This window comes from Stenotrophomonas sp. STEN083 (genome assembly GCF_056759195.1).
Genome location: NZ_JBRRCU010000020.1, coordinates 42,729 through 60,040 on the forward strand (window position 1 = coordinate 42,729; position 17,312 = coordinate 60,040).

Genomic DNA, 17,312 nt, shown 5'->3' on the forward strand with positions numbered 1-17,312 from the left:
CGCAAACCAGGTTGGTTTGCGTGAAGCCCGCGCTAATCAGAATTCCAGATCCAATGCGGCGCACAGGTAGTCAACGAACGGGCCGAGTGCGGCCAGGTCCTTGGCAAGGCTCTGGCGCAGGCGCGGGCCGGTCATCACCTCGTCGTCCAGCGAACGCCACAGCACCCAGTTGCGGTGCTTGAGGTCGTCGATGAACTCGAAGTCGGCCGGGAAACCGCGCGGTGGCCGCACCAGTTTTTCGCTGCTTTCGAACTCGTAGCGCTTGCGCGTGGCCGGCGCATGCGCGGCCGCCTTCCAGCTGCCGGGGTTGTCGAGGATGAACTGGCGCAGGCGGCGCTGTACGTCCGGTTCCGGGTGCCAGATGCCAGCACCAACAAAGCTCTCGCCCGGTGCAAGATGGATGTAATACGACGGCGCCGGCACCTGCTTGCGGCGCTCATGGAACAGGCGTGCACCCTGCCAGGTCTTGTAGGGTGCTTTGTCGTGGGAGAAACGCGAATCACGGTAGATGCGGAACAGTGAGCCGCCGACGGTGCGCGGATCGGCCTGGAAATGCGTGCTGACCTCGCTCAGGTCTGGCTGCAGATCGGTGATCAGGCGCAGGAAGGGCTGGCGTACATGGTCTTCGTACTGCTGCTTGTGCTCGGCAAACCAGGTCTTGTCGTTATGGCGTGCCAATGCTTTCAGGAACTTGAAGCTGGCATCGCTGAAATACTGGGTCATGGTGTGTCCTGCAAGGTATGGCGCCACTGGTCCAAGGCATCCAGCAAGACCAGTGAGGCCGGGTTGTCCTTGTGTTCTTCGCGCAATTCGGCAATCTGCGCGACGTATTCCGGCAAGGTCTGCTCGGCCATGCCAGGAATGGTGAAACGTTGCTGACGATATGTGTCCCAGCGTGAGCGTGCGGTCGCGTCCAGCGTTTGCGGATGGTTGCGGGCGCGATAGCGGAACAGCAGTTCGGGCAGGCGCGGATCGCGGAAGCGCTGTTCAAGTTCGGCCAATGATTCCGGCGGCGCAGTGCGCACCTTGCTCAGCAGGCCCTTGTCGCCTTCAGCCAGGAAGCCGTCGTACAGCGAGGCGTCGGCATCGACCGGGCCATCATTCGTGCGTTCACGCGCAAACACCTGGCGAGCCTTCTCGGCCAGCTGCGGAGCAAGCGCGCGCAGCTTCTCGGCCTTGGCTTCGATCACCGCCGGGTCGATGGCCAGGCGCTCGAAGTCAGCATCGCGCAGATGGTTCCAGGCAACCAGTGCCGGCACCTTGTTGAGATGCACTTCCTTCAGCGGAATGCGTTGCTGGCCCTCGGGCAGGTCGGCGGCGCGGGTGTACAAGCGCGCGGTGATCTCTTCGACCGACAGCTCCAGCAGCGGCCCGATATCGCCTTCCAGATCGAACACGATCACCCGGTTGTTGATATGCGGATGGCGGGCCAAAGGCAGCACCGGCGCGGCGCACAGGCGGCTGGCTGGGTAGCGCATCGAGATATGCAGCACCGGTTCCATCGCCACTACATCAAGCAGGCTGCCGACGTAGCGTTTGTCGCGCAGGCGCAATGCGTAGTCCCACATGCGAGGCTGCGCCTCACGGAAGCGCCGCGCCATGCCGATGGTGGCGTAGACATCGGACAGCGCTTCGTGCGCGTCGCCTTCGCGTACGTCATTGGCGAGCGCCAGGTGATCGAGCTTGAATGAGGTGGCGCCGTCTTCGCGCTTGGGCCAGTTGATGCCGTCCGGGCGCAGTGCGTGCACCAGCCGCAGCATGTCGAGCAGATCCCAGCGCGAATTGCCGCTGCGCCACTCGCGCTCGTACGGATCGTGGAAATTGCGGAACAGGCCGTAGCGCACGAACTCGTCGTCGAATCGCAACGTGTTGTAGCCCAGCGTGCAGGTCTGAGGCTTGCTCATCAGCTCGTTGATGCGGGCGAAGGCCTCGGCTTCGCTGACACCTTCGGCCAGCGCATGCTGTGGGGTGATGCCGGTGATCAGCGTGGCAATCGGCGAGGGCAACAGATCATCGGCTGGCTTGACGTAGAAGCTGACCGGCTCGTCGATGACTTTCAGGTTGGCATCGGTGCGCACCGCGGCGAACTGGGCGATGCGGGTGCGACGCGGGTTCTGGCCAAAGGTTTCCAGGTCGTAGAACAGAAAGCTCTCGGCCATCAGTGCGCTCCTTCCAGTACCGACAATCGGTCGTGGACAACCCGCTCCAAAGCGGCCCAGTCGATGTTGTCCAGCGAATCATGACCGGCGGTGGCATCGGCGAGAATGGTCTGCTGCAGACGGGTACGCTCCAACGCAATCGCATACGGTGTGTGCAGGAAGGTGACCATCGTGTAGTGCGGCACGAAACGGGTTGGCCAGCGTGCCTGCAGGGCCTGCTCCAGCTCGCGCTGCAGCAGGTAGCTTGGGTCAGCGACGCGGTCGCGCATCTCAAGATAGTTGTCCAAGGCCATCTGCTGGATGGCGGCGGCATTGGGTTTGCGCTCGGCTTCAAATGCGGCGAAGGCTTCTTCGGTGCCGGGATGCTCGGCCAGGCAGCGCGCCAGCACCACACAGTCTTCGAATGCGCAGTTCATGCCTTGGCCGTGGAAGGGCACCATTGCATGTGCGGCGTCGCCGATCAGCACCGCCTTGCCACGCTGATGCCAGCGCTCCAGGTACAGCGTGCCGAGCAGGCCCGGCGGATGTTGGTCCCAGTCTGTGCGCAGGTTCGGAATCAATGGCAGCGCATCAGCGAAGTCGCGTTGGAACAAGGCTTCCGCTTCGACACCGTTGCGCACCGTTGCGAAGCTGGGCTCGCCCTCATTGGGCAGGAACAGGGTGACTGTGAACGTACCTTCGTCATTGGGCAGCGCGATGCACATGTAGTTGCCGCGCGGCCAGATGTGCAGGGCATTGGCTTCGATCTGGAAGCTGCCATCTGCTGCTGGCGGGATCTCCAGTTCCTTGTACGAATGATCGAGGAACTCGATGCGTTCGCCCAACGGGAGTTTGCGGTTCATCGCTGCACGCAGCGCCGAACCGGCACCATCGGCACCAATCAGCGGCGTATTGAAGTGGATGTCATGCGGCTGGTCGTCGCGGTCATCGATGAAGCGCGCATAGCCGGCATCGAAGTCCACGGTGTGCAGGCGGCGGTGGAAATGCACGGTTGCACCGGCTTCCTCGGCTAACTGCAACAGCGTGGTATTGAGGTCCTTGCGGTGCACCGACCAGATCACTTCACTGTCATCGCGGCCGTAACGCTGCAGGTCGGGCTCGCCTTCGCGCGGGTGCACCATGCGCCCACGCATCATCACCGCCTTGGCCATCACTTCGTCTTCGACGCCAGCTTGGCGCAAGGCATTGCGACCACGTTCGGCCAGTGCGAGATTGATCGATCGGCCGGACTCGTAGTCGGCGATGCGCGGATCACCGCGGCGTTCGTAGACGGTGATTTTCCAGCCCTGCCGCGACAGCAGAATGGCGAGCAGGGAGCCGGCCAGGCCGGCGCCGATCAGGGTGAGGCTGCGTGGGGTGGGGGTATTCAAGTCACAGGATTCCGTTGGTCAGACGCCAGCCCAGGTTTCCACTTCATCGACGAAGCGGTAGACATCGCTGTAGCGGTTGTACAGAGGCGTGGGCGAGATGCGGATGACATCGGGCTCGCGCCAATCGCCGAGCACGCCTACTGATTGCAGGTACTCGAACAGTGAGCGGCCCTGTGCGCGGCCACCGGCCACGCGTAGGGACAGCTGGCAGCCACGGCGCTCGGGTTCGGCAGGAGTGATGATCTGCAGCACATGGTCCAGACGTGCGCGCACCATGGTTTCGAGATAGCCGGTGATCTTCAGCGACTTGGTGCGCAGTGCGTCCATACCGGCTTCGTCATACAGCGCCAGGGATGCACGCAACGGAGCCAGCCCGAGTACCGGCGGATTGCTCAGCTGCCAGCCTTCGGCGCCCAGCTCGGGCACGAACTCCGGTGCCATCTGGAAGCGTGTCGCCTGCTCGTGGCCCCACCAACCAGCGAAACGCGGCAACGAGGTGTCCTTGGCATGGCGTTCGTGCACGAAGGCACCAGCAACCGCACCCGGACCGGCATTCAAGTACTTGTAGTGGCACCACACCGCGAAATCGGGTGCGACGTCGTGCAGGTTCAACGGCACGTTGCCAACCGAGTGGGCGAGATCGAAGCCGATGTTGGCGCCTTGCGCGCGTGCGAGGCGGGTGATCGCGTCGAGGTCGAACACTTGGCCGGTGCGGTACTGCACGCCCGGCCACAGTACCAGCGCGACGCGCTTGCCGTGCGCGTTGATGGCCTGCTCGATCGCCTGCATCGAGATGGTGCCGTTGGCTTCGTCTGGCTGTACTTCGATCAGATCGGTGGCCGGATTGAAGCCGTGGAAGCGGATCTGTGCCTCGACCGCATGGCGGTCGGTCGGGAAGGCACCAGCTTCCATCAGGATCGCCGGACGTTCGCTGCTCGGCCGATAGAAGCTGACCATCATCAGGTGCAGGTTCACGCTCAGCGTGTTCATCGCCACCACTTCGTGCGGCAGCGCGCCGACCACGCCGGCCAGCGAATCGCGGACCAGGCGGTGATAGCTCAGCCATTGCGTGGGACCGGTGAAGTGGCCTTCGACGGCGATGCGGCCCCATTGATCCATGACTTCCTGCACCATCGCCTGTGCACCGCGCGGCTGCAGGCCCAGCGAGTTGCCGACGAAGTAGGTTTGATCGGTGCCTTGGTGCTGCGGGATCAGAAACTGGCTGCGCAGGTGGCGCAGCGGATCGGCAGCATCAAGTGCGGTGGCGTGAGCGGGTGACAGCGTTTCGTTCATCGGTGCGGACACGTCGAGGATGTAGCCGCAGTGTAACCGCGCCCGGCCGCTCAGGCCTCTGGAGTGACAGGTTTTGGCAGTGGATGCACGGCCCCGCATTGGCTGCAGGTACGGTGTTCGATGGATGCATGGAACCGGTCGAAGACCTTGGGCAGATCAGTCTCGATGTTCTTCAGGTGGAAGAACTCCTCGTAGATCTTGTGATTGCACTGCTGGCAGAACCACATGAAGCCGTCGAGCTCATGGTCCAGTCGCTTGCGCTCGACCACCAGGCCGATCGAGCCGGGCATGCGCTGCGGTGAATGCGGCACGCGTGGCGGCAGCAGGAAGATCTCGCCGGCCCGGATCGGGATGTCGCGCACCGCGCCATCTTCCTGTATCCGCAGCACCATCTCGCCTTCGAGCTGGAAGAACCACTCCGGGCCTTCGTCCCAGTGGTAGTCGTTGCGGCTGTTGGGGCCGGCAACCACCATGACGATGAAGTCACCGTTCTCGATCATCTTGTTGCCGACCGGCGGCTTCAGGAGATGGCGGTGTTCTTCGATCCAGCCGAGCAGGTTCAGGGGTAGGGGGAGCATGCGGGGCCTGTTGGTGGGTGGGGCTTGGGGTGTTCTGGTGGTTTGGTTGTTGCGGCGTTAGCTTTGTAGTTGCTGTTGTGGTTGGTTTTGCTTTGACTGTTGCCGTTGTATTGGCTTTTGCTTTTGATCTCGCTTTGGCTTTGGCTTTGGCTTTGGCTGTTGCTTTGGCTTTGGCTTTGGCTCTGCCCTTTGCTTTGGAATTGGCTTCTGCTCTGTCCCTTCTCCCGCATGCGGGAGAAGGTGCCCGAAGGGCGGATGAGGGCAGGGTTTTGACTTGGCTGGGGCGGTAGGCCCTCACCCCCAGCCCCCGCTCCGCGCCCCGGCCCTTGCGCAAGGGCGTTCGAGTAGCAGCGAACCTGTGGTTCGCAAGCTGCTCCTCTCACCCCGCGCGCGGGAGAGGGGAGGAAGCCTAGCTTCGGTGGGTTGGCTGTTAATGCCTTTTGCCCTTCCGCGGCACAAACGACAAGGCCTTCTCATACGCAGGCTGCAGTTCCTCCGGCGAACCCACATCAATGCCCATTTCGCTGACCCGGCCGTCGCGCAGGCTGTAGACCCAGCCGTGCACCATCAGCTTCTGGCCGCGCGCCCAAGCGTCCTGCACGATGGTCGAGCGGCAGGCGTTGACCACCTGTTCGATCACGTTCAACTCGCACAGGCGCGCGTGGCGTAGGTCGGGATCGTCGATCTGCGACAGGATGTCGTCGTGCTTCTGGGCGACATCGCCGACATGGCGCAGCCAGTTGTCTGCGAGGCCGACACGCACCTTGTTCAAGGCCGCATGCACGCCGCCGCAGCCGTAATGGCCGACGATCAGGATGTGTTTGATCTTGAGCTGATCCACGGCGTACTGGATCACGCTCAGGCAGTTCAGGTCGGTGTGCACCACCACGTTGGCGATGTTGCGGTGGACGAAGATCTCGCCCGGGGCCATGCCGATGATCTGGTTGGCCGGTACGCGCGAATCGGAGCAGCCGATCCACAGGTATTCCGGGCTCTGCTGCTTGGCCAGCTGGTGGAAGAACTCGGGATCTTCCTTCTCGATCCGGTCCGCCCATTCGCGGTTCTTGAGCAGCAGGTTGTGGATGTCTTTCATGTTGAAGCTTCCCTTGCGATCTTGAGGGGTAGGGCGCTGCCGGAAGTGTTGACGGCGGCGTCGCGGGAAACGGGGCGCAGCTCAGTCATCGTGCTGATCGCCGTGCTCACTGCGGTAAAGCTGCATCCACTGCGCCAGTTCGCGGGCATCGGGGGTGTCCAGGGCCTGCAAGGCCTCGATCACCGCCAGCTGGTTTGCCTGCGGGTGGTTCTGGCTCAGTTTCAGCTTGATCTGGATCTGCTGCACGTCCAGGCGGAAGCCTACGATGGCGCGTAGCGATGGAGCGTGATCGTCCAGGCTGGCATCAAACTGCCAATCCTGACCGACGCTGGCCTCGAAGAAGTTGCTGGTGTCCGACAGCAGCTGTGCCAAGCCCGCGGTGTCGTCGAAACGGTGCAGTTCGCCGATCAATTCGGCGGCAGCGTAGTTCCAGGTAGGGACGCGCGCCGCGCTCTCCTTGTCCGGGTACCAGCTGGCCGAGACATAGCCCTGCGGGCCGTTGACCAGCACCTTTGCGCGGCCGCTATGCCGTGACTGCTTGTTGGCCTTGGCCCAATGGCCGATCAGCTCAACTTTGTCCCCGTCACGCCGGTACAGCACCGGCATGCGCGTCAGTTCGGGCAGGCCGTCGTCGCCGGTGGTCAGCAGGGTCACGAACGGGTCGCGCGCCAGCAGGCGGTCCAGCCAGAGCAGATCGGTTTCGACGAAGGCGCGCTGGGCGAACACGAAAGGCCGCTTAGACCCGGGTGCCGAGCAGCTGCACCATGCGCTCGCGCAGCGTGTCGTCGTCGCCTTGCGGCGGGCTCACTTCGTGCAGTGAGAAACCGCGGTGCAGCGCGTCTTCTTCGTCCAGGCCGTCAAAGGCGACGAACTCGGCGTCGAACAGCTGTGCACGGGCAGTGTCTTCGCTGTCGTAGCTCAGGGTGTTGCCATCGCTGTCCAGAATCTCGGCAGTGCCGCCCGGACGGACCCGCAGGCGCGCCCAGATCAAGGTGCCGCCGAGCTGTGCCAGCCACCACTGGTCAGGAGTGTTCTCGAAATCAGTCATTTCATTACCTGCGAAAAAAGCCACAACAGCAGTGCCATGCCGAGCCCGCCGAGCATCACCAGCAAAGCGATGCGGGCGGGTGTGGCCAAGCCGGACAGCGAGCGGTCGGCGATACCGGTAAAACCGCGGCCCAGCAGCCAGCGCAGGCACTCTGGTTTGAGAAAGGCGCCGGCACCGAATTCGGATGCCAGCGCCGGATGCCGGTCGCGTATATGGACCAGCGTCAACGGCCAGAAAATCAGGAAGGCGCTAAGGCCGGCAATGGCCACGCCGACAAAGCAAAGAGCGAAGAACAAGGTCAACGGCACCGCCTCCTGTTACTGGATCAGATGAATCAGTACTCCGCCGAACCCGGTGCGCGCGGGTAGGGGATTGCATCGCGGATGTTGGACAGGCCGCAGACGTAAACCACCAGGCGCTCGAAGCCCAGGCCGAAACCGGCGTGCGGCACCGAACCGTAGCGACGGAAGTCGCGGTACCACTGGTAGTGATCCGGATCCAGGCCGAACTGCGCCATGCGCGCGTCGAGCACGTTCAGGCGCTCTTCGCGCTGGCTGCCGCCGATGATCTCGCCAATGCCCGGGGCCAGCACGTCCATCGCGGCGACGGTCTTGCCGTCATCGTTCAGGCGCATGTAGAAGGCCTTGAAGTGTTCCGGATAGTTGGTGACCACCACCGGGCGGCCAACGTGTTCTTCGGTCAGCCAGCGCTCGTGTTCGGTCTGCAGGTCCAGGCCCCATTCGACCGGGTAGTCGAACTTCTTGCCGGACTTCTGCAGCAGGCTGATTGCATCGGTGTACTCGATGCGCTCGAACGGTGCATTGACGAAGGCTTCAAGGCGGGTGATGGCGTCCTTCTGTACACGTTCGGCGATGAAGGCCATATCGTCGGCACGTTCATCAAGCACGGCGCGGAACAGGTACTTCAGGAAATCCTCGGCCACGCGTGCGTTTTCGGCCAGGTCGGCGAAGGCGATTTCCGGCTCCACCATCCAGAACTCGGCCAGGTGGCGGGTGGTGTGGCTGTTCTCGGCGCGGAAGGTCGGGCCGAAGGTGTAGACCTTGCTCAGTGCCAGGCAGTAAGCCTCGACGTTGAGCTGACCGGACACGGTCAGGAAGGTTTCCTTGCCGAAGAAATCGCGGCTGAAGTCGACCTGGCCGTCGCTGGTGCGCGGCAGGTTGGCCATGTCCAACGTGGAGACGCGGAACATCTGGCCAGCACCCTCGGCATCGGAGGTGGTGACGATGGGCGTGCTGATCCAGTAGAAGCCGTTCTCGTGGAAGTACCGGTGCACGGCCTTGGACAGGCAGTCGCGGATACGGGTGACCGCGCCGAACAGGTTGGTGCGCGGGCGCAGGTGCGCCACTTCGCGCAGGAACTCCGGCGACATCGGCTTGGGCTGGATCGGGTAGGTCAGCGGGTCTTCGACCCAGCCGACGATCTCGAGGCTCTGCGCCTGGATCTCGAAGCTCTGGCCCTTGCCCTGCGACTTGACCAGGGTGCCGGTGGCGATCACCGAGCAGCTCGGGGTCAGCTTCTTGATGTCTTCGAAATTGGACAGCGCTTCGGTGGCCACGACCTGGATCGGGGCAAAGCCCGAGCCATCGCTGACGTTGACGAAGGCCAGTCCAGCCGAGCCGCGCACCGTGCGGACCCATCCGCGGACTGTGACTTCTCCGCCTTCCGGGAACTTCCCGGCAAGGGCGTGTGCAACGCTGACCACCGTCATGACTTGAATCCTCTGTTGATCGACTCGATCTGTGAATGCGAGATTTTAGCGGTTCAACACCCGGGCAGGCGAGCATTTATCAGCGCTTGCAGTCCGGCGGACCGCCTCCATCTATAATTGGACCGTAATTCTGCTGGAGTCGCCCCACCATGGCTGTTCATCTGACCCCCATCGCCCATTCCCGCGTGCAGCGCTTCGTCAGCGGCACCCCGGGTGCGCTTGGCCTGCGTTTTGGCGTGACCCGCACCGGTTGCTCGGGCTGGGGCCATGTCACCGACCTAGCCAAGGATGAGCGCGAGGGCGACACCGTGTTCGAGCAGGACGGCGTGCGCATCTACGTGGACGCGCAGAGCCTGCCGCTGGTGGATGGCACCGAGATCGACTTCGGCAAGCAGGGCCTGAGCGAGACGTTCACCTTCAAGAATCCCAACGCAGCGGCCGAATGCGGCTGTGGCGAGAGCTTCACCACCGATGACATGCACCGCTGAGCAAGGCGGCTGTGCTGCTTCTGTAGGAGCGGCGTAAGCCGCGAAGCTGGTCAGGTGTCGGGGCCATCAAGGTCCAGCGCACAGGGCGCTTTCCCCTGTAGGACCGAGCCATGCTCGGCTGGGGCATTCCCGGCGGCGTCCGGGATTGTGCATAAAGCCCCTGCCGAGCATGGCTCGGCACTACGCTCAGTCGGCTGCCAATTGCGCGGGCGCGTCCTGGCGCCGCTGCAGCATCACCGCAATGCCCCACAGCAGCAAACCAACCGCTGCCGTCACCGCGCCTACATAGCCGGTGGAGGCGTGGCCATAACCGGCGCCAATAGCCATGCCGCCCAGCCACGGGCCGAGCGCGTTTGCCGTATTGAAGGCGGCATGGTTGGAGGCGGCGGCCAGGGTCTGGGCCTCGCCGGCCGCGTCCATCAGGCGGGTCTGCAGGGCCACGGCCAACGCGCCCATCGTACCCACGGCGATGATCGCCGGTACCATTGCCCAGGCCGAGTTCGCGGCCAGCGGGAACAGCATCAGCACGACGATGGACCATGCCAGCAGCACGCCGGCGGCGCGGAACTGCAACCGGTCGACCAGCTTGCCGCCAGCAACGTTGCCGATGATCGCGCCGACGCCGAACAGGCCGACCGCGACCGGCATCCAGCGCTCATTGATGCCGGTGACATTGACCAGGGTTGGTGCGAGATAGGTGAATACGCAGAACATGCCGGCAAAGCCGATCGCGCCGATGGCCAGCGCCAGCCACACCTGGCTGGTATTGAAGGCGCGCAGTTCACGCAGCGGCGAGGTGCGGACCTCGCTGGGATCGGCTGGCAGCTGGCGGGCAACCATCGTTACCGTGGCGAGAGCGAGCAGGCTGACCAGCACGAAGGCGCTGCGCCAGTTGAATTGCTGGCCCAGCCAGGTGGTCAGCGGGTTGCCCAGCAGGATGGCGATGGACAGCCCCAGCAGCACCTTTGAAACGGCCGCGCCGCGCTGTTCTGGCGGGCTGATCGAGGCGGCGACCAGCATGGCCACGCCGAAATAGGCGCCATGCGGCAGGCCGGCGACGAAGCGCGCCAGCAGCATCGTGTGGTAGCTCGGGGCCAGTGCGCTGGCCAGGTTGCCGATGGCGTAGAAGCCCATCAGCCATAGCAGCAGGCTGCGGCGGCGCAGGCTGGCGCCGGCAAAGGCCAGCAGCGGCGCGCCGACCACCACACCAATGGCGTAGGCGCTGATCAAGTGCCCGACCTGGGCTTCAGTGATTGCCAGGCCGCGGCTGATTTCCAGCATCAAGCCCATGCTTGCGAACTCGCTGGTGCCGATGGCAAAGCCGCCCAATGAGAGCGCGATGAGAATGAAGGTGCGCTGGCGCGGCGTCAGCTGCGCTGCCAGGGGAAGCGTGGAATTCACGTCGGGCGGTCCGGGAGGAGCGTGGAATCGGTTACATAGTGTACTGTTGCGACGCAGCATCGGTAGCGGTCGAGACCCGTTCCGGCGCCGGATACTGTGTTGCACGGGCCGGGGGTAACTTGCCTCCAGTTCACTTCCAGTGGATAATACCCGGCTTCCTGCGCTCCCAGTGCAGGATCCCTTGCCCCACCGCAAAGCACAGCGGGGGGCTGTCCAGCCCGTCAGGGCTATATCCGAAAGGTATAAAAACATGAGTCGTCATTACGAAGTCGTGTTCCTGGTCCACCCGGATCAGAGCGAACAGGTCCCCGCCATGATCGAGCGCTACAAAGCGCTGGTCGAAGCCGGCAACGGCACCATCCACCGTCTGGAAGATTGGGGCCGTCGTCAGCTGGCTTACCCGATCCAGAACCTGGTGAAGGCTCACTATGTTCTGCTGAACATCGAAGCCGACCAGGCAGTTCTGAACGAACTGACCGAGAGCTTCCGCTTCAACGACGCCGTGCTGCGCAACCTGGTCATCAAGCGTGACGAGGCTGACACCGAGCAGTCGCTGATCATGAAGAGCAAGGACGAGAAGGGCGACAAGCCCGAGCGTGGCGAGCGCCGTCGTCGTGACGACGAAGAAGGTGCATCTTCCAACAATGACGAAGCCGGCGACGACGCCGCTTCTGCTGAATAAGGAGCACTTTCATGTCCAAGTTCTTCCGCCGCCGCAAGTTCTGCAAGTTCACCGCTGAAGGCGTGAAAGAGATCGATTACAAGGATCTCAACACCCTGCGTCAGTACCTGACCGAGAACGGCAAGATCGTTCCGAGCCGCGTGACCGGCACCAAGTCCAAGTACCAGCGCCAGCTGGCCACGGCCGTCAAGCGCGCCCGTTTCCTGGCCCTGATCCCGTACACGGACAACCACGACGTCTAATCCGATTTTTCGGAAGAACCCGCATCAGTTGCGGGTTCTCGACAGGAAATCCGGCCTTGGCCGGATTTTCCGCATCCACCGTCCTATTCGGACAGCAAGCGTTGCGGAGCCATTGGCGCCGCTAACGAATAACGGAGCTACACCATGAAGCTGATTCTTATCCAGAAAGTGACCAACCTCGGCGGCCTGGGCGACCTGGTTGACGTGAAGCCGGGCTACGGCCGTAACTTCCTCGTGCCGCAGGGCAAGGCCGTTCCGGCCACCGCCAGCAACATCGCCGAGTTCGAAGCCAAGCGTGCTGAGTACGAAGCCAAGGCCCAGGCCTCGCACAACGATGCCGAAGCCCGCGCTGCCAAGTTCGAAGGCGCCAGCGTCACCATCGGTGCGCACGCTTCGACCGAAGGCAAGCTGTACGGTTCGGTTGGCCCGCGCGATATCGCTGAAGCCTTCACCGCTGCCGGCCTGGAGCTGAGCAAGAGCGAAGTGATCCTGGGCGAAGGCGCTTTCCGCAACGTTGGCGAGTTCGACGTCATCGTCAAGCTGCACGCCGATGTGGAAACCACCGTCAAGGTCATCGTCGAAGCCGACGCCTGATCCTGCCGCACTGGTTGTAAAGAACGGGCGCCGCAAGGCGCCCGTTTCTTTTGGCCGCCTGGTGGGTCTGACCACCGATGGCCATGGGTGTCGCTATACTCGGTAGCCAGTGCCGTACTTTGACTGTTGAATTCCACGGAATATCAATGACTTGAGTGCGGGAAGGGAACCTCCGGAACCTCATTCCGGATGTCGGCAGTTGCTGCCGATGTCCGCCAACAGCCCGATTCCATGCGTCTATCCACGATCAAGCTCTCCGGTTTCAAGTCGTTCGTCGATCCCACGACCTTGCACCTGCCGACCAATATGACCGGCGTTGTCGGTCCGAATGGCTGTGGCAAGTCCAACATCATCGACGCGGTGCGCTGGGTGATGGGCGAGAGCTCGGCCAGCCGCCTGCGCGGCGATTCGCTGACCGACGTGATCTTCTCCGGTTCGGCCGGGCGCAAGCCGGTGTCGCAGGCGACGGTGGAGCTGATCTTCGATAACAGCGATCACACGATCTCCGGCGAGTACGCCTCGTTCAACGAGATCTCGGTCAAGCGCACGGTCAGCCGTGATGGCAGCAGCAACTATTATTTGAACGGCACCAAGTGCCGTCGCCGCGATATCACCGATCTGTTCCTGGGCACCGGGCTTGGACCGCGCAGCTACTCGATCATCGAGCAGGGCATGATCAGCCAGATCATCGAGGCGCGCCCGGAAGACCTGCGCGTGTATCTGGAAGAGGCCGCCGGCATCTCCAAGTACAAGGAGCGCCGCAAGGAAACCGAAACCCGCATCCGCCACACCCGCGAGAATCTGGATCGGCTCAACGACCTGCGCGAGGAAATCGGCAAGCAGCTCGAACACCTCAAGCGCCAGGCGCGGCAGGCCGAGCAGTACCAGGCGTTGCAGGAAGAACGCAGGGTCAAGGACGCGGAATGGAAGGCGCTGGAATACCGCGGCCTCGATGGCCGTCTGGGTGGCCTGCGCGAAGCCCTGTCGCGCGAAGAAACCAAGCTGCAGCAGTTGATCGCCGAGCAGCGCGAAGCGGAAAGCCGCATTGAAACCGGCCGCGTACGCCGCGAAGAAGCGGCCGAGAATTTGAACAAGGCGCAGGCCGATGTGTACCAGGTGGGCAGCACCCTGGCCCGGCTTGAGCAGCAGATCCACCACCAACGGGAACTGGCGCAGCGTCTGCACAAGGCGCACGACGAAACCCGTCAGGCGCTGTCCGAACTTGGCCAGCACATCAGCGGCGACGAAGCCAAGTTGATCGTGCTGCGCGAGTCGGTGGAGAACGCCGAGCCGCAGCTGGAGCAGCTGCAGGAAGACAACGAGATCCGTCAGGAAGCACTGCGTGAGGCCGAGGCCAAGCTGGCCGACTGGCAGCAGCGCTGGGAAGCGCATAACCGCAATACCTCCGAAGCAAGCCGCTCCGGCGAGGTTGAGCGCACCCGCGTGGACTATCTGGACAAGCAGGTCCTGGAGGCTGACCGCCGCCGCGAAGCATTGCAGGCAGAGCGCGCCGGCCTGGATCTGGATGCGCTGGCCGAAGCTTTCGAGCAGCTGCAGTTGGAACACGATGCGCAGAAGACCGCGCTGGAGACCTTGAGCGAGCAGGTCGAACTGCGCAAGGAATCGGTGGCGGCACTGCAGGAACAGCAGCGCACCGGTCAGTCGGAACTGGCCGATGTGCGCAAGCAGGCGCAGTCAGCACGCGGCCGGCTTTCCTCGCTGGAAACACTGCAGCAGGCCGCACTGGGCCAGGAGCAGGGCGCTGCTGCAACATGGCTGAAAGCACACGGGCTGGATTCGGCCGCGCGCGTTGGCGAGCGCATTACCGTAGAAAGCGGCTGGGAGAATGCCGTTGAAAGTGCGCTCGGGCAGCTGATCGAAGGCGTGCTGGTGGATGCACCGGAAGCCCTGGTCGATGCACTGGCCGAGTTGGGTGAAGGGCGCATTGCGCTGGTTGCCAACGTCGATGGCAAGGCTGACTTCGCGCCGACCTCGCTGGCCGCGAAAGTGCAGGGGCCGCTGGCGATCCGCCGTCTGCTGGCGCATCTGCATGGCGCTGAAGACCTGACGCAGGCGCAGCAGCTGCAAGGCAAGCTGGGTGACAGCGAGTCGGTGATCACCCGCAGCGGTGAACGCCTGGGGCAGGGCTGGGTGCGTTTGTCGCGCTCCGGTGCGGCCGAGCAGGGCGCGTTGCTGCGTGAGCGCGAAATCGTCACCTTGCGCGAGCAGATCGAATCCCTGCAGGAACGAGAGGCTGCATTGGAGCAGCAGCTGGCTGGCTTGCGTGAGCAATTGTTGGCTGCCGAGCAGCAGCGCGAAGACGTGCAGCGCTCGTTGTATCAAGCGCATCGCGCCGGCTCCGAATTGGCGGGGCAGCTGCAGAGCCAGCAAGGCAAGTTGGAATCCACGCGCACGCGCATTGAACGTATCGAGAGCGAGCTGGCGCAGCTGCTGGAAACGCTGGATGTCAGCCGCGAGCAGGCCACCGAGGCGCGCCTGCGACTGGATGAGGCCGTGTCTAGCATGGGCGATCTGGAATCGGCCCGGCACGCGCTGGAAAGCGAGCGCAGGCAGATGAGCGATGCCCGTGATCAGGCGCGTGATGCTGCACGCAATGTGCGCGACAGCATGCATGCGCTGGCGCTGACGCTGGAGTCGCAGCGCACCCAGATCAGTTCGCTGAGCCATGCACTGGAGCGCATGGGCAGCCAGCGCGGTCAGCTGGATTCACGTCTCGGCGAACTGCACTCGCAGCTGGATGAGGGCGATACGCCGGTCCATACGCTGGAAGCCGAGCACCAGAACGCATTGGCCGAGCGCGTGCGTGTTGATCGCGTGCTCGCCGAAGCGCGTACCTTGCTTGACGGTATCGATCATGAGCTGCGTGGCCTGGAACAGACCCGCCACCAGCGCGATGAGCAGTCACTGGCGCAGCGCGAACGCATCTCGCAGCGCAAGCTCGATCAGCAGGCCTTGGTGCTCAGTGCCGAGCAGCTGTCGGCTGCGGTGGAGAAGGCCGGCTTCGTGCTGCAGGACGTGATCAATACGCTGCCCGAAGATGCGCGGCTATCGGATTGGGAATCGACAGTGCACCAGATCGACGGCCGCATGCGGCGGCTGGAGCCGGTCAATCTGGCGGCGATCCACGAATACGGCGAGGCCTCGCAGCGCTCGGAGTACCTGGAGGCGCAGAACGTCGATCTGAATACCGCGCTGGAAACCCTGGAAGACGCCATCCGCAAGATCGACCGCGAAACCCGCGGGCGCTTCAAGGACACCTTCGACCGGGTCAATTCCGGCGTGCAGGCGCTGTATCCGCGCCTGTTCGGCGGTGGCCATGCCTACCTGGAGCTGACCGGCGAAGACCTGCTCGACACCGGCGTGACCATCATGGCGCGGCCGCCGGGCAAGCGCGTGTCCAATATCTCGCTGCTGTCTGGCGGTGAGAAGGCGATGACCGCGGTGGCGCTGGTATTTGCGATCTTCCAGCTCAACCCGGCCCCGTTCTGCCTGCTGGACGAGGTGGATGCGCCGCTGGACGAGGCCAACGTCGGCCGCCTGGCCAATATGGTCAAGGAAATGAGCGAGAAGGTGCAGTTCCTGTTCGTCAGCCATAACAAGGCGACGATGGAGGCGGCGCACCAGTTGTCGGGTGTCACCATGCGTGAGCCAGGTGTCAGTCGACTGGTCAGTGTTGATCTGGAAGAGGCTGCCCGATTGGCGGGCGCGGCCTGACGTGCCATCCTTTAACCACCTGAACGATTAATCCGGAGACTGCAGCGCATGTCTGACACGGCACTGTTGCGTATCGGCATTCTGGTTGCCGGCGTTTTGCTGGTAGCGGCCATTTTCTTTTTCAGCCGGCCCAAGCGGCTGGCGCAAGGCAAGCGCAAGGAACCTGCCAGCGGTGAGCAACCGCGGCGTGAGCCGGTGCTGGGCGGTGCCGATGGCGCTGCAGGTGCCGAGGTGGGCGAGGGCGGCGCAGAAGGCGACGGCGTGAGCCAGCCCGAGCTTGGCCTGCCTGACGTGGACGAAGGCAACCTGAGTGAGCTCGGCAAGCGGCCTACACAGGATTTCGACAAGATTGTCTCGCTGTACGTGGCTGCCCGTTCCGGGCAGGTGCTGCGTGGCGAGGACATCGTGGTGGCGGCGGAAAAGACTGGCCTGGTCTTCGGCTACATGAATGTGTTCCACCGTCTGGTGGAAGGGCATTCGGAGCGCGGCCCGATCTTCTCGATGGCCAGCATCATGAAGCCGGGCAGTTTCGACATGGCCAACATCCGCGAGATGGAAACCCCGGCCATTGCGTTCTTCCTGACCCTGCCAGCGCCGATGACTGCGCTCGATGCCTGGGAAAAGATGCTGCCGACCGTGCAGCGCATGGGCGAGCTGCTGGATGGCGTGGTGCTGGATGACAGCCGCAATGCGCTGGGTCGCCAGCGCATCGCGCATATCCGCGATGATCTGCGTGCATATGACCGCCAGCATCAGGCGCCGCCGCTGACCAAGTCGCCGCGTTGGTGAGGCTTTAAGAGCTACCCCTCCCCAGCCCTCCCCTGCGCTGCCCCAAGGGAGGGGGCAGGGCTTTTCCCCCTCCCTTGCGCGCCGCGCAGGGGAGGGCCGGGGAGGGGTGCG

The 17,312-nt window shown here is 63.5% G+C and carries 18 protein-coding genes; 7 read left to right on the top strand and 11 right to left on the bottom strand.

Annotation, left to right across the window (positions count from 1 at the left end; all coding sequences use genetic code 11):
• Positions 1 to 36 precede the first annotated feature (36 nt).
• Genes ACVOK8_RS08385 through ACVOK8_RS08405 form a run of 5 tightly spaced genes read right to left on the bottom strand, consistent with a single transcriptional unit; the run spans position 37 to position 5,400 of the window.
• Positions 37 to 723, bottom strand: a complete 687-nt coding sequence (locus ACVOK8_RS08385; protein ID WP_481566433.1) for a DUF2461 domain-containing protein — start codon at positions 721 to 723, stop codon at positions 37 to 39.
• Complete coding sequence (sbcB, locus tag ACVOK8_RS08390; RefSeq protein ID WP_481566434.1) at positions 720 to 2,159, bottom strand: exodeoxyribonuclease I; 1,440 nt, start codon at positions 2,157 to 2,159, stop codon at positions 720 to 722. The genes ACVOK8_RS08385 and sbcB overlap by 4 nt, the downstream gene beginning before the upstream one ends.
• Positions 2,159 to 3,529: an FAD-dependent oxidoreductase gene (locus ACVOK8_RS08395; RefSeq protein WP_481566435.1), complete on the bottom strand. Its 1,371-nt coding sequence runs from the start codon at positions 3,527 to 3,529 to the stop codon at positions 2,159 to 2,161. The genes sbcB and ACVOK8_RS08395 overlap by 1 nt, the downstream gene beginning before the upstream one ends.
• Positions 3,530 to 3,547: 18 nt before the next feature.
• Complete coding sequence (gene kynU, locus ACVOK8_RS08400) at positions 3,548 to 4,822, bottom strand: kynureninase (protein WP_481566436.1); 1,275 nt, start codon at positions 4,820 to 4,822, stop codon at positions 3,548 to 3,550.
• Between the two features lie 50 nt (positions 4,823 to 4,872).
• Complete coding sequence (locus ACVOK8_RS08405; RefSeq protein WP_481566437.1) at positions 4,873 to 5,400, bottom strand: 3-hydroxyanthranilate 3,4-dioxygenase; 528 nt, start codon at positions 5,398 to 5,400, stop codon at positions 4,873 to 4,875.
• A gap of 29 nt (positions 5,401 to 5,429) precedes the next feature.
• On the opposite strand from ACVOK8_RS08405, the gene ACVOK8_RS08410 reads away from it, so the two are divergent.
• Complete coding sequence (locus ACVOK8_RS08410) at positions 5,430 to 5,690, top strand: hypothetical protein (RefSeq protein ID WP_481566438.1); 261 nt, start codon at positions 5,430 to 5,432, stop codon at positions 5,688 to 5,690.
• Positions 5,691 to 5,830: 140 nt separating this feature from the next.
• On the opposite strand, the gene can is transcribed toward ACVOK8_RS08410, so the two are convergent.
• The 5 genes from can to asnS all read right to left on the bottom strand — a co-directional run bounded on the left by can (position 5,831) and on the right by asnS (position 9,270).
• Positions 5,831 to 6,493 (bottom strand): carbonate dehydratase, encoded by a 663-nt coding sequence (can, locus tag ACVOK8_RS08415; protein WP_481566439.1) that lies wholly within the window; start codon positions 6,491 to 6,493, stop codon positions 5,831 to 5,833.
• Positions 6,494 to 6,574: 81 nt separating this feature from the next.
• Positions 6,575 to 7,219: an FMN-binding negative transcriptional regulator gene (locus ACVOK8_RS08420; protein ID WP_481566440.1), complete on the bottom strand. Its 645-nt coding sequence runs from the start codon at positions 7,217 to 7,219 to the stop codon at positions 6,575 to 6,577.
• Positions 7,220 to 7,229: 10 nt separating this feature from the next.
• Positions 7,230 to 7,541, bottom strand: coding sequence for a hypothetical protein (locus tag ACVOK8_RS08425; protein ID WP_282266095.1), 312 nt, complete (start codon positions 7,539 to 7,541; stop codon positions 7,230 to 7,232).
• Positions 7,538 to 7,843: a hypothetical protein gene (locus ACVOK8_RS08430; RefSeq protein WP_481566441.1), complete on the bottom strand. Its 306-nt coding sequence runs from the start codon at positions 7,841 to 7,843 to the stop codon at positions 7,538 to 7,540. The genes ACVOK8_RS08425 and ACVOK8_RS08430 overlap by 4 nt, the downstream gene beginning before the upstream one ends.
• A 32-nt stretch (positions 7,844 to 7,875) precedes the next feature.
• Complete coding sequence (gene asnS, locus ACVOK8_RS08435; protein ID WP_481566442.1) at positions 7,876 to 9,270, bottom strand: asparagine--tRNA ligase; 1,395 nt, start codon at positions 9,268 to 9,270, stop codon at positions 7,876 to 7,878.
• A gap of 149 nt (positions 9,271 to 9,419) precedes the next feature.
• Between asnS and ACVOK8_RS08440 the strand changes: the two genes are divergently transcribed.
• Positions 9,420 to 9,758 carry a HesB/IscA family protein gene (locus tag ACVOK8_RS08440; protein ID WP_282266089.1) on the top strand — a complete coding sequence of 113 codons (339 nt, stop codon included), beginning with the start codon at positions 9,420 to 9,422 and terminating at the stop codon, positions 9,756 to 9,758.
• Positions 9,759 to 9,944: 186 nt separating this feature from the next.
• Here ACVOK8_RS08440 and ACVOK8_RS08445 read toward each other — a convergent pair whose 3' ends face one another.
• Positions 9,945 to 11,159 (bottom strand): MFS transporter, encoded by a 1,215-nt coding sequence (locus ACVOK8_RS08445; protein ID WP_481566443.1) that lies wholly within the window; start codon positions 11,157 to 11,159, stop codon positions 9,945 to 9,947.
• A 250-nt stretch (positions 11,160 to 11,409) separates the two neighbouring features.
• Here ACVOK8_RS08445 and rpsF point away from each other — a divergent pair, with 250 nt between their 5' ends.
• The 5 genes from rpsF (at position 11,410) to zipA (ending at position 17,201) form a co-directional block, all read left to right on the top strand.
• Positions 11,410 to 11,841 carry a 30S ribosomal protein S6 gene (gene rpsF / locus ACVOK8_RS08450; RefSeq protein WP_282266085.1) on the top strand — a complete coding sequence of 144 codons (432 nt, stop codon included), beginning with the start codon at positions 11,410 to 11,412 and terminating at the stop codon, positions 11,839 to 11,841.
• A gap of 11 nt (positions 11,842 to 11,852) precedes the next feature.
• Complete coding sequence (gene rpsR, locus ACVOK8_RS08455; RefSeq protein WP_002804494.1) at positions 11,853 to 12,083, top strand: 30S ribosomal protein S18; 231 nt, start codon at positions 11,853 to 11,855, stop codon at positions 12,081 to 12,083.
• A gap of 144 nt (positions 12,084 to 12,227) precedes the next feature.
• A complete protein-coding gene (gene rplI / locus ACVOK8_RS08460) occupies positions 12,228 to 12,677 on the top strand; it encodes a 50S ribosomal protein L9 (protein ID WP_481510371.1) in 450 nt (149 codons plus the stop codon).
• A 231-nt stretch (positions 12,678 to 12,908) separates the two neighbouring features.
• On the top strand, positions 12,909 to 16,412 hold the full coding sequence (smc, locus tag ACVOK8_RS08465) for a chromosome segregation protein SMC (RefSeq protein ID WP_481566444.1): 3,504 nt from the start codon (positions 12,909 to 12,911) through the stop codon (positions 16,410 to 16,412).
• 48 nt (positions 16,413 to 16,460) lie between these two features.
• A complete protein-coding gene (gene zipA, locus ACVOK8_RS08470; protein WP_481566445.1) occupies positions 16,461 to 17,201 on the top strand; it encodes a cell division protein ZipA in 741 nt (246 codons plus the stop codon).
• Positions 17,202 to 17,312: the final 111 nt, after the last annotated feature.

What these genes read in the sequence shown, in the direction of transcription:
- rpsR (WP_002804494.1), top strand. Translation starts at nt 11,853, where the DNA reads ATGTCCAAGTTCTTCCGCCGCCGCAAGTTCTGCAAGTTCACCGCTGAA.
- kynU (WP_481566436.1), bottom strand. Translation starts at nt 4,822, where the DNA reads ATGAACGAAACGCTGTCACCCGCTCACGCCACCGCACTTGATGCTGCC.
- rplI (WP_481510371.1), top strand. Translation starts at nt 12,228, where the DNA reads ATGAAGCTGATTCTTATCCAGAAAGTGACCAACCTCGGCGGCCTGGGC.
- rpsF (WP_282266085.1), top strand. Translation starts at nt 11,410, where the DNA reads ATGAGTCGTCATTACGAAGTCGTGTTCCTGGTCCACCCGGATCAGAGC.
- can (WP_481566439.1), bottom strand. Translation starts at nt 6,493, where the DNA reads ATGAAAGACATCCACAACCTGCTGCTCAAGAACCGCGAATGGGCGGAC.
- ACVOK8_RS08405 (WP_481566437.1), bottom strand. Translation starts at nt 5,400, where the DNA reads ATGCTCCCCCTACCCCTGAACCTGCTCGGCTGGATCGAAGAACACCGC.
- zipA (WP_481566445.1), top strand. Translation starts at nt 16,461, where the DNA reads ATGTCTGACACGGCACTGTTGCGTATCGGCATTCTGGTTGCCGGCGTT.
- ACVOK8_RS08425 (WP_282266095.1), bottom strand. Translation starts at nt 7,541, where the DNA reads ATGACTGATTTCGAGAACACTCCTGACCAGTGGTGGCTGGCACAGCTC.
- ACVOK8_RS08385 (WP_481566433.1), bottom strand. Translation starts at nt 723, where the DNA reads ATGACCCAGTATTTCAGCGATGCCAGCTTCAAGTTCCTGAAAGCATTG.
- sbcB (WP_481566434.1), bottom strand. Translation starts at nt 2,159, where the DNA reads ATGGCCGAGAGCTTTCTGTTCTACGACCTGGAAACCTTTGGCCAGAAC.
- smc (WP_481566444.1), top strand. Translation starts at nt 12,909, where the DNA reads ATGCGTCTATCCACGATCAAGCTCTCCGGTTTCAAGTCGTTCGTCGAT.
- asnS (WP_481566442.1), bottom strand. Translation starts at nt 9,270, where the DNA reads ATGACGGTGGTCAGCGTTGCACACGCCCTTGCCGGGAAGTTCCCGGAA.
- ACVOK8_RS08440 (WP_282266089.1), top strand. Translation starts at nt 9,420, where the DNA reads ATGGCTGTTCATCTGACCCCCATCGCCCATTCCCGCGTGCAGCGCTTC.